Raw genomic sequence first — 11721 nt, 5'->3', positions numbered from 1 at the left:
TCTCCTAGATGTCACCATCTAAAACTTGCAAGTCGCTATTAGATTCGTCGGTAACTACGCTCTGTAGGGATTTTCACCCCAGCATTAGAGCATGCCCGTCATACAGCAAAAACCTCCCCTTATCGGGGGGGTGAAATACATATTTACTTATGCAATTTATGTCACCCCAAATTTAAAAATATATTTTATAGAGCAAGTGCAGTAGAAATTTCTATATTGAATATCATCCTATTATTCCAATTTAGCATTATATTATCATAGATTAATAGTTAATCAAACCCAAAAGACATCTTTAGGCTTAAGAATCATTAACAAATTACGAAAATAAAAGTATTAAGATTCGAATCCAAAAATTTAAATCATATATAATTATTCGGTTACTATTGAGCATGAATTTTAATGAGGTATAATTGCTCCTAGGATAGTTATTGATATTCAAGCTAAACCTGTTACACCCTAGGTGTAGCAGGTTTATTTTTTTGTGGAGGTCCCATGATTGTAGGAAAGGTTATAAATAATAATGTCATAAGTGTTATTGAAAATAATGTAGAAAAAATAATAATGGGTCGAGGTATTGGGTTTAAAAAGAAAAAAGGAGACATAGTTGAAGAAAATAAAATAGAGAAGATATTTATTATAGAAAATGAGTTTAATGCTATTAAATTTAAAGAATTGATGGCAAATATTCCAATGGATTGTATGTTAATTGCTGACGATATTATAATTCATGCAAAGAAAAATTTAAAAAGAAAATTCAGTGATTTATTGTATATAAATCTTGCAGACCATATCGATGCAGCTATAAATAGGGTTGAAGAAGGTATTACAATTAAAAATTTACTAATCATTGATGTAAAACGTTTCTATCCCGAGGAATTTGAGTTAGGAAAATATGGTTTAAATATTATAAATAATAAATTTGGAGTGAGTTTGCCTGAGGACGAGGCCGGATTTATAGCACTACATATTGTAAATGCTGAAGAAAAATACGAAGATAAAAATGAGGTTATAAAGATGTTCGAAATCATCCACCTTATAGAGGATATTGTTAGAAATGAATATAATGTTATTTTTGACGAATCTAACGTTTATTATTTTAGATTCTTAACTCATTTAAAATTTTTTGCCGAAAGATTATTATCTAAAGGCAAGTATAATAGCGAAAAAAACCTAGATTACGATTTATTTGATACTGTTATCAAAAAATATAAAGAAGCCAACAGGTGTGTTGGTGTTATTAAAAATGTCTTGAATGATATGTATGGTTACGATATTTCTGTGGAAGAAGAGATGTATTTGACTTTACATGTTCAAAGACTAATATCTTTGACTTAGTATTGTAAATTATAATAGTAAGTTTTCATTAAATAAGGAGAGCAAATGACATATAGCAAACAAGTTGAGAATAGCTTAAATAAGATGATGTTTTGGAAGAAAAAATATAAAAAAGATGATAAAAAATGTAGCGTTAAGATATATTCCCCTATTGAAGGAGAAGTTGTACAATTGGAAAACGTAAATGACGAGGCTTTTTCAAGTGGTATATTAGGCAGAGGAATTGCTATCATCCCAAATATAGGCAAAATTGTTTCCCCTGTTAATGGTATTATTAGCATGGTCTTTGAAACAAATCACGCAATAGCTATTACTTCTAATGAAGGGATTGAAATTTTAATACATATAGGTATCGACACTGTAGAGTTAAAGGGAAGAGGTTTTAAATCTCACATAAAAAAAGGGGATCTAGTGAAAGTTGGGCAATTATTGATGGATGTAGATATAGATTTTATTAAAAGCAATGGCTACGATATAACTAGCCCTATTGTAATAACCAATGATAATGATTCAATGAAAATAACAGAGACAAATGCTAATTTCGTACGATTTGAAAATGAAATATTAAGTCTGGATTATGATAACGAATCATAAAATTATAAAGTTAATAAATTTAACAAATATATTGACAAATTATTTTATTAGATTTATAATTAATTCAAGATGTAATTTTGTTTACGCAAGATTATTTTATACTTATGATGATAATTATTATTTTGACAACTTAGAATGTTGTTAAATATAAGGATTGTTACTAGCAAGACTAGGCAAGACCAAAATAAAAGAGTTATTTTTTACGCTCTTGTAATTGGTCTTTTTTTATTTTCTATCAAAAATAAAAATAATTAAATTTTTATAAGGATTGTTACTAGTGGAGCTAGGCAAGACCAAGTTAGATATGAAAACGTTAGTTTTTATATCCTTAGCTTGGTCTTTTATATTTATATATAATTTTGCGATATATCATAGAATATAGGAGGTCTTATGAAATAAAAAGTATCAAATTTATTAAAGTTGGTTTTACTATTTCAAGTTTAGTAAGAATATTCTTACATTTCAAATTATCGCTTATGAAAATAAGGAAAGGAAAAATAAATGAAGGAAAAATTAATTTCCAAAATGCAAGCTTTTTCAAAAGCTATTGTGGTGCCAGTTTTATATCTACCAGCAATTGGCTTAATTCTAGTTATATGCAATTTTATTACTAACCCAACAATTGCAGATGCATTGCCATTTCTAAAATTCGGACCAATTCAGGTATTATTCAAGGTTTTGTACAGCGGATTAATATCAGTATTCAATAATTTAGGCCCAATTTTTGCCATTGGTGTAGCATTTGGTTTTGCCAAGAAGAAAAAAGAACATGCAGCTTTAATCTCATTTTTGTGTTTATTTATATTTTGCGCTATACAAAATGCATATCTAACTGAACATAATTTGTTACACGAAGCAGTTGGTAATGGTCAAAACATGATGTTAGGCTTCCAAATTGTTGATATGGGAGTTTTCTTAGGCATTCTTATAGGATGCATAGTAGGTGCATTGTTCAACAAATACTATGACAAAGACTTAGGTGAAGTTTTGTCAGTTTATGGAGGTACTAAATTTGTTTTCTTAATTAGTATTCCAATAATGTTGATTTTGGCAATATCATTTGTATATATTTGGCCACCAATACAAGGAGTAATTACAAATATTGCAACATTCATATCTACTTCAGGTGGTATAGGATATTTCACATTCGGATTCTTAGAAAGATTATTAATACCAACAGGACTTCATCACATATTAGGTAGCAGTGTGTGGTACACAGATTTGGGTGGAGTTGCTACAGTTGCTGGTAAACAATATGTAGGATCTTGGGCAATTGCACTAGCAGAATTAAGTGACCCAGGTACAGCAAAATTATCACTTTATACTATTTTTAACAACGTAACCTTATGTAAAGTATTTGGATTAACAGGTGCTGGTTTAGCTATGCTAAGCTGTGCAGATAAATCTATGAAAAATAAAGCTAAAGGAATATATATTCCAGCTATATTAAGTAGCTGTCTTGCTGCAATTACTGAACCTATAGAGTTTACATTTTTATTTGTATCTCCTCTATTGTTCTTAATCCATTCATTTTTAACAGGTATTTTCTTTTACTTGTTATACTTCTTTAAAATAACATGTTGTACAGCCGGAGGAATTTTTGAAACATTATTATATAATGTTCCAGCCGGAATAGCCAAAACAGGATGGCCTTATTTTATAATTCTAGGTCTTGTTCAAATGGCAACTTACTTCGTTGTATTTAGATGGTTTATTTTAAAATTCGATGTCAAGATTCCTGGCCGAGATGGTACTGAAGATGTTAAGCTTATAACTAAAAAAGAATATATATCTAAGAAAGAAACTTCTCACGAGAATTCTGACAATCATAGATATGGAATAGGAGAAAAAATTTATCAAGCCATCGGGGGAATCGCTAATATTCAAAGCATTGATAATTGCTTTACAAGATTAAGGGTTAATTTAAATGACATTAACAATATAGATGAAGAAATGTTAAAAGAAACTGGGTCAAAAGGCGTAATCAAAAGAGGCAGTGAAGTTCAAATTATATATGGAACAAATGTCCACAAATTTAGAGATGCGCTTGAGGAATATATGGAAAAAAATAATTTAAGGATTAAAGGAGAGGAATAATATGGAACCAAAGATTATAACTATTGTAGGTGGCGGAAGCACATACACACCCGGAGTTGTAAAAGCAATTTTATCAAAAAAAGATACTTTTCATGTAAAGGAAATTAGAGCTTATGATATTGACTACCAAAGACAAGAAGATGTATCTATAATTGTTAGAAAAGTTATTGAGAATGATTGTCCAGAATGTAAATTCATAACCACTACAGATCCGGAAACAGCTTTTAAAGATTCTGACTTTATATTTGCACAAATTCGTGTTGGAAAATATAAAATGAGAGAGATGGACGAAAAAATTTCCTTAAAATATGGAGCAGTTGGTCAAGAAACTTGTGGATGTGGCGGCTTAACATATGGACTTAGAACTATTTATCCTATGGTAGAAATTCTCGATTACGTAGCTAAATACGCAAATCCAAATCATTGGATATTAAATTATTCTAACCCTGCAGCAATTGTAGCATTAGCTTTGAAAAAAATTAGACCTAATGCTCGTATAATCAATATTTGTGATATGCCAGTTGCTATTGTAAACAGTTTTGCAGATATACTTAATTGCAATCCAAAAGATATCAAACCATTCTATTTTGGCCTAAACCATTTTGGATGGTTTACAGATGTTTGGGTAAATGGAGAAAGTCGTTTTAAAGAATTGTTAGATCACGCTATGAAGAGTGGTTACCTTTGTGAAACTCCAGATGAACAACATTGGGAGCCATCTTGGGTTGAGACTTATAAGAATGTAAAACCAATGATTAATAGGTTCCCTGATTATTTGCCAAATACTTATTTAGAGTACTATTTGTTAAGCCAAGATATAGTTGATCATTCTAATAAAAATTATACACGTGCTAACGAGGTTATAGATGGACGTGAAAAAACATTATTTGATGCTATAAATCAATATAAGGAAACCGGAAAATATGATGATAAAACTTTCGTTGTAGGTGCACATGCAACTTTCATTGTTGATTTAGCAGAGTCTCTATGTAAAGAAAATGGAGGAAGATATTTATTAATAGTTGAAAATAATGGTGCTGTTGCTAACTTGCCGGATGATGCAATGGTTGAAATCCCTTGCTACGTTTCTCCAAAGGGTATTGAAAAGACATCAGTAGGCCACATCCCTACTTTCTATAAGGGACTTATAGAACAGCAATATGCATCTGAAAAATGTATAGTTGAGGGAGCTATTGAGCACTCTTACACTAAAGTTTTACAAGGTTTCGCTCTAAATAAAACAATAAAATCATCAACTCAAGCAAAAGAAATACTAGATGAAATGATCGAAGCTAACAAGGAATATTGGCCTGAACTTAGATAGTTTTTAAAATGTGATTTTTTAAAAATTCTGTAATAAATTTAGTGTATCGACCCTAACCAAAATTAAGGCAAGGGTTGATACACTTTTTTTGTACCTAACCGGCTTGTAATAAAAGCATTTAAGTAGATATTGCAAAATATTAACTTAATCATTTAAAAATCATCTTATTAACATGATATTACTAATTTGCAAATAATTATTCCCAAGCTGTCATCTTGAAAATAGACAATCTAAACTAAATATAGTCCCTATCTTTCATTTACTTTTTTTCCTGTCATGTAGCTAATATGGAAAGCCAACATCTTTGTATTCTTAAAGCCGGCCGCCATATTTTCATCTACCAATTCCATATTGGGGTAATATTTTTTTGCTAAGTTTATCATAGCGGCTCTGGCAAATTCTTGGTCTTCTATTTCTTCAACTAGACCGTAGGCTACTACTGATGAGGTGATTTTTGACCAGCCATCATCTGCTAGCCCATCTTCCAAAATTACCGTAAAACAAGCCTTAGGATCTTTTTCTATACAGTCTATCTTGTAGCCAGTCTTGGTGCCGTGAAAGTATAGCGACTGGTTTTCTTCATCATAGACGTAATTTAAAGGCAAACCATAAGGATAACCGTCATCTCCATGTAGAGAAAGGACTCCCCTTGCAGCCTTATGAAGGATTTCCCTTGTTCTTTCTGGACTCAATTCATTTTTTACTTTTCTAATTTTTCTAAACATAAAACCTTCCTTATTTATCAACAAGATTAACAAGTAAATCAAATAAAGATTTTATGGCTTTTTCATGTGTTCTTTCGTATCCATGGCTTGCTGCCACCCCACAGCCTACTAGGGCATGTCTGTAATCATAGTCGCTTGCTACAGCAGCTGAAGCATCTGAGCCGTAGAATGGGTAGATGTCTAGGCCGTAATCTAGGTCTAAGTCTTTGGCGATAGTTACGAGCTCATTTGTAAGGTCGTAGTTGTATGGGCCTGATGAATCCTTGGCGCAAATTGAAACTTTTAATTCATCACAAGTGAGGTCGTCGTGGACTACTCCCATGTCTACTGCCACCATGTCCCTAATTCCTTTTGGATGGCCTGATGCAGCTCCATGGCCTACTTCTTCGTAGATGGTAAACATCATATAGAGTGGACGGTTGATTTTTATTTTTTTCTCCTTGATTTCCTTGGCAAGGGCTAGGAGTATACCTGCAGAGGCCTTGTCATCGAGGTGACGACTTTTCACAAAACCATTATCTATCCTAAATCTTGGGTCAAGGAAGATAAAGTCACCGTTTGAAATTCCGAGCTTTTCAGTTTCTTCTTTTGAGTGGGTTATGGCATCTATTACTACTTCCATAGTTGTGTCATCACGTTTAGCTTCCCTTGGGTCAGATGATCCATGAACAGCTGGGTTGTTAAGTCTAACTACCCCTGTATATTCCTCGCCGGAGCGAGTGTGGATTTTTACATTTTCAAATTCCACAAAGTTAAGTGGGAAACCACCTAAAGTTGTTACTCTCAAGGCTCCATTTGCCTTAATTGACCTAACCATAAGTCCCAAGGTGTCAATGTGAGCAGATAGCAAGAGGCCATTTTCCCCTTCCATCTCATTAATAGGCACAATGACATTGCCCTTGTTATTTTGGTAAGGCGCATAGCCTAATTTTTTAAATTCATCCATCAAATATTCTTCGGCAAACTTGGTAAAACCAGTTGGTGATGGAGTATTCACAAGGTTTTTTATATATTCTGTAATTGTAGAAATTTCCATTTTTTTCTCCCCTATCTATAGTATAATATCAATAATCATATTATATGGTAAGTAAAAAATTAATAAAGGATATAAAATGAAAAGATATATTTTCAAAGAAAAATTTTTAAAAATAACAGATAAGTATTGGATAAAGGACGAAGATGACAGTAACGCTTTCTACCTTGACCAAGATTTTACCTTTATCGGCTATAGGGCCACAGTTTTCGGACCTGATAAAGAAAGGCTTTTTAGGATAGAAAAGAAAATTATTTCTCTCTTGCCAAAATTTTTTGTAGACTTTGAAGACGGCTCAAAGATGACTGTAAACCAGAGGTTTACCCTTCTTAGGAAGTCTATAGATGTCGATACAGACTTTGGTACCATCAATCTTAAGGGATCTATTTTTGATTATGATTTTACTATTACCCTAAATGGAGAAAAAATCGGCGAGGTTAACAGGAAATTTATTTCCCTAACCGACCACTACGTTCTAACAGTCTTAAACGAGGACTACACCTTGCCAATGATTGCCCTAGTGATTTGCCTAAACAAAATCCACGACGATGAAGCAAGCGCTGCAGCCGCATCTGCTGCTGGAGGTGGCGAATAATGGCAAAATTCATTTTAATCCTAGCAGGTCTCTTCACCCTAGGCGGCCTTTATAACCTCTATCTGTTTGGACAAATCAAAGAAAAAGTTAAATTTACATCAACAGACCTAGCCGTCCTTGGGATGATAGCAGGAATGTATATAGTTTATGACCTAGTCTTCAAACCTTATATAATAAACGTCCTAGCCCTCTCCCTATCAATGATTTTTTGGAACTACACAGCAATCATCGCCAGGGGTTTTAGTGATAAGTGTGTCTTCACCAACAAGTTAAACCCCTTCATCAACAAAAAAGTTCCCCTAGAAGAAATAAGGTCAGTTACCCTATCAAGAGCCAATAAAAACCTCTTGTTAATGGTATATTTCAAAACAGCCAACAGCCAGGACAACATGAGCTTTATCTTCGCCAAAGAAAAAGAATTGGTAAAGATTTTAAAAAATCAAAAAGTAAATGTTATAAATTAGGGTAAATGTTAAAAAAATAGACTTAGTGAGTATATTAATAGTAACCATGAAGTTGATTAATTAAGCATGGACTTACCAAAAAAAGACGAGCCTATCCGCTCGTCTTTTATACTAAAAAATATTTAAAATTTACCACCTAGCCATTATACGCTTCTTCATCCACAAACAAATATACATTTGGATGGAGATTTAGAAGGCCACATGGAAGATCTGTTGATATTTTATCATCGTTTAATAGCCTTTTTACTGCTTCATGTTTATTTTTACCATTAGCTAGGACTATTATCATCCTTGCGTCAAATATTTCTGCAAGGCCCATTGATAAGGCATGTTTTGGGACTTCGTCTTCATTTTCAAAAAATCTAGAATTTGCTTCTATAGTTGACTTGTCTAATTCTACTATTGATGCGTATTTATTAAGCTTTTTAGCTGGTTCATTGAAGGCTATGTGTCCATTTACACCCAAGCCTAAAATTTGTATATCCCTTTGTCCAAATTCTTCTAATTCTTTTCTATATGCTATAGCATATTTTTCATCTGCTTCTGGAGCCTTTGGTAGGTGGATATTTTCCTCTTTAATTGCAACATGATCAAAAAGATTTTTGTGCATGAAATATGAATAAGATTGGCTATTATTAGAGTCAATACCTACATACTCATCAAGGTTAACACTTTTCGAATATTTAAAAGAAATCTCACCTTCTTCTTGGGCAGCTATAAGGTTTTTATACAGACCTATAGGACTTGATCCTGTCGCAAAACCAAACTTTATTTGTGGTTTTTCCATCATATTGCTTATTACAAGATCACTAGCCTTTTTACTCATATCATCATAATCTTTGCATACTATTACTTTCATATATCGCTCCTTTAATGGTAATAAAAATTTTATAGGCAAAATTTTTATGGTTCTCACAATATATCGAACACGAAGTGTGAAGATAGATTGATGATAAACCTTATGTAATTTTTTGCTAGTGACGCGACGAATAGGAGCGTTATTAGCAAAAAGATTACGTTCATTACTACTAATATTCTTACCCACTTTATATAATCTTACCTTCTTTGAGCAAAATAAAAAACCCCGGACAAGCCGGGGTTGTAAAGTTCGTAATGTTTTTATTCCAGTCACTCCTATTCGTCGCGACTTACATAAAAAATTACATAAGGTTGTTCATCAATTTCTTCTGCGGTGCTTAACACCTTGAGAAATTGTGAAGAACGCAAAAATTTTGCTTACAAAATTTTTGCTACCATTGATTAATAGTTAAATGCTGCTACTTCGAACCATTCTTGTGGATGGTGGCAAGCTGGGCAAATTTTTGGTGCTTTTTTGCCTTCATATAAGAAACCACAGTTTCCACATTTCCAGATTACTGATTCTTCTTTTTCGAATACTGTGCCGTTTTCGATGTTGTCGTGTAGTTTTTGGTACCTATCTCTGTGTGCACCTTCAGCCTTAGCTATATTTCTGAATGCTCTAGCGATTTCATCGAAGCCTTCTTTTTCTGCTACGTCTGCAAATGCTGGGTACATATCTTCGCATTCTTCGTTTTCACCATCTATAGCACCTTGAAGGTTTGTTAATGTGTCATGCCAAATTACTGGCCAAGCTGTGTAACCTTCTGTAAGTTCGATTGTTTCAAGTTTGAATTCTTCTCTTAGGAATTTATAAAATCTTGCAGCGTGTTCGCCTTCGTTCATAGCTGTTTCTCTAAAGATAGCTGCAATTTGTCTATAACCTTCTTTTTCTGCAGTTTTTGCTGCATATGTATATCTCATTTTAGCTTGTGATTCGCCGACAAATGATGTAATTAAGTTTTGTGCTGTTTTTGTTCCTTTTAGTTCTGCCATAATAATCTCCTTTATAATATTATTTCGTTTCCTTATATTCATATTATATTATTAATTATTCGTTTGTCAAGAATGATTCTAAAGTTTTAATCAATCTAAATATGATACATATAATCATTATCATTACATTTTCTCTTGTCTCTATTTATTAATTTTTAGCCTTTTCTCGTCTGTTCACCTTTATTGTGTTTTCTCATTTTGAAAGGCTAATCCATAAGTTTTAAATAGTGATAATAATTATCAATTTGTATATTATCCAAAATTTCTGATTATTTTTTATTGCCTTCTAGAGGCTTTTCTCTATCGTGGCAAATTGAGGTATAATTATATAAAGCAAAGGAGGCTATATGAAAGTAAATTTTAGCAATGTTAATTTAGAAAATATAGACAAGTATGAAGAAAAGGCTCTTGCCGCTTTTGATACTCTCATGGGTAGAAATGGCGAAGGCAACGACTTTTTAGGCTGGATTGACAGACCAGTCGACTATGATAAAGACGAATTTGAACGAATTAAAAAAGCTGCAACAAGAATTAGAGAAAACTCTGACGTCCTTGTTTCAATTGGTATTGGTGGATCTTACCTTGGTATCAAGGCAGTTGATGTCGCTTGTGATTCATATTTTAACTCAGAAAGAAAAACCAAAATCATCTATGCCGGCCACCAACTTTCTGGCGAATACCTTGTAGAACTTTTAGACTACCTTAAAGATAAGGATTACAGCCTAAATGTCATCTCAAAATCAGGTACAACTACAGAACCAGCCATAGCCTTTAGGGTCCTAAAAGAAGCCCTAGAAGAAAAATATGGCAAGGAAGAAGCAAAAAACAGAATTTTCGCAACAACAGATAAAGCTAAGGGAGCTCTTAAAGAACTCGCAAATGCCGAAGGCTACGAAAGTTTTATCGTACCAGATGATATTGGCGGAAGATTTTCTGTAATATCTGCAGTAGGCCTCTTACCATTAGCTGTTGCAGGCATTAATATAGACGAATTTATGGCAGGTTTTGCTGATGGTAGAGAAAAATATACAAATAAATCTATGGAAAATGACGCAATAAAATACGCCGCAGTTAGAAATATGCTCCACGAAGATGGAAAAGACATAGAAATCCTTCTAAACTACGAACCAAAACTAAAATACGTAGCAGAATGGTGGAAACAACTATATGGCGAAAGCGAAGGCAAAGACGGAAAAGGCCTCTTCCCTGCAAGTGTATCAAACACAACAGACCTCCACTCAATGGGTCAGATGATCCAAGATGGAGTGAGAAATATTTTTGAAACAGTAATCGAAGTAGAAAATCCATCCAAAGACCTAACAATAAAAGAAGACGACCAAAACCTAGACGGCCTAAACTTCCTAGCAGGCAAAACCATGTCATACATCAACAAACAAGCCATGGAAGGCACAACAATGGCCCACGTAGAAGGAAATGTACCAAATATTAGAATTAAAATCGACAAAATTAACGAAAGAAACCTAGCCGAACTCTTCTATTTCTTTGAAATAGCAGTAGGCGTTTCTGGTTACATGCTAGGAGTAAATCCATTCAACCAACCAGGAGTAGAAGCCTACAAAAAGGCAATGTTTAAACTACTAGGAAAACCTGGATATTAGATAGAAGCATAAGGTGATGTTGCAGAATAGTTAAAACTATTCTGCTCATCACTTTTTTCTTGGATATTTGTATCAAGCTAT

The 11721-nt window shown here is 33.1% G+C and carries 11 protein-coding genes; 7 read left to right on the top strand and 4 right to left on the bottom strand.

The features are described 5' to 3' along the window. Nucleotides 1-492: 492 nt before the first annotated feature. From licT to HMPREF1630_RS00515, 4 genes are all read left to right on the top strand, one after another. A complete protein-coding gene (gene licT / locus HMPREF1630_RS00530) occupies nt 493-1335 on the top strand; it encodes a BglG family transcription antiterminator LicT (protein WP_037326039.1) in 843 nt (280 codons plus the stop codon). Nucleotides 1336-1380: 45 nt separating this feature from the next. After that, nucleotides 1381-1929, top strand: a complete 549-nt coding sequence (locus tag HMPREF1630_RS00525; RefSeq protein ID WP_004827123.1) for a PTS sugar transporter subunit IIA — start codon at nt 1381-1383, stop codon at nt 1927-1929. Between the two features lie 501 nt (nt 1930-2430). Next, nucleotides 2431-4026 (top strand): PTS transporter subunit EIIC, encoded by a 1596-nt coding sequence (locus HMPREF1630_RS00520; protein WP_004827125.1) that lies wholly within the window; start codon nt 2431-2433, stop codon nt 4024-4026. A gap of 1 nt (nt 4027) precedes the next feature. Continuing rightward, complete coding sequence (locus HMPREF1630_RS00515) at nt 4028-5350, top strand: 6-phospho-alpha-glucosidase (RefSeq protein ID WP_004827126.1); 1323 nt, start codon at nt 4028-4030, stop codon at nt 5348-5350. 248 nt (nt 5351-5598) lie between these two features. Here the strand turns inward: HMPREF1630_RS00515 and HMPREF1630_RS00510 are convergent, their stop codons facing one another. Both HMPREF1630_RS00510 and HMPREF1630_RS00505 read right to left on the bottom strand, forming a co-directional pair. Beyond that, on the bottom strand, nt 5599-6075 hold the full coding sequence (locus HMPREF1630_RS00510) for a pyridoxamine 5'-phosphate oxidase family protein (RefSeq protein ID WP_037326032.1): 477 nt from the start codon (nt 6073-6075) through the stop codon (nt 5599-5601). A gap of 10 nt (nt 6076-6085) precedes the next feature. Next, nucleotides 6086-7111 (bottom strand): M42 family metallopeptidase, encoded by a 1026-nt coding sequence (locus HMPREF1630_RS00505; protein WP_004827128.1) that lies wholly within the window; start codon nt 7109-7111, stop codon nt 6086-6088. 76 nt (nt 7112-7187) lie between these two features. Between HMPREF1630_RS00505 and HMPREF1630_RS00500 the strand changes: the two genes are divergently transcribed. Both HMPREF1630_RS00500 and HMPREF1630_RS00495 read left to right on the top strand, forming a co-directional pair. Then, nucleotides 7188-7703, top strand: coding sequence for an LURP-one-related/scramblase family protein (locus tag HMPREF1630_RS00500; RefSeq protein WP_037326030.1), 516 nt, complete (start codon nt 7188-7190; stop codon nt 7701-7703). Further along, nucleotides 7703-8167: a hypothetical protein gene (locus HMPREF1630_RS00495; RefSeq protein ID WP_004827130.1), complete on the top strand. Its 465-nt coding sequence runs from the start codon at nt 7703-7705 to the stop codon at nt 8165-8167. Before HMPREF1630_RS00500 ends, HMPREF1630_RS00495 begins: the two co-directional genes overlap by 1 nt. A gap of 136 nt (nt 8168-8303) precedes the next feature. On the opposite strand, the gene HMPREF1630_RS00490 is transcribed toward HMPREF1630_RS00495, so the two are convergent. Next, nucleotides 8304-9026, bottom strand: coding sequence for a glucosamine-6-phosphate deaminase (locus HMPREF1630_RS00490; protein ID WP_037326027.1), 723 nt, complete (start codon nt 9024-9026; stop codon nt 8304-8306). Nucleotides 9027-9427: 401 nt separating this feature from the next. Beyond that, nucleotides 9428-10021 (bottom strand): rubrerythrin, encoded by a 594-nt coding sequence (rbr, locus tag HMPREF1630_RS00485; protein WP_037326024.1) that lies wholly within the window; start codon nt 10019-10021, stop codon nt 9428-9430. Nucleotides 10022-10368: 347 nt separating this feature from the next. On the opposite strand from rbr, the gene HMPREF1630_RS00480 reads away from it, so the two are divergent. After that, nucleotides 10369-11640, top strand: a complete 1272-nt coding sequence (locus HMPREF1630_RS00480; protein ID WP_037326023.1) for a glucose-6-phosphate isomerase — start codon at nt 10369-10371, stop codon at nt 11638-11640. Nucleotides 11641-11721 lie beyond the last annotated feature (81 nt).

The organism is Anaerococcus lactolyticus S7-1-13 (assembly GCF_000758765.1).
GTDB classification, from domain to species: domain Bacteria; phylum Bacillota; class Clostridia; order Tissierellales; family Peptoniphilaceae; genus Anaerococcus; species Anaerococcus lactolyticus.
Note: the sequence above shows the minus strand (reverse complement) of the source record. Positions and strands in the feature narration are given on the sequence as shown.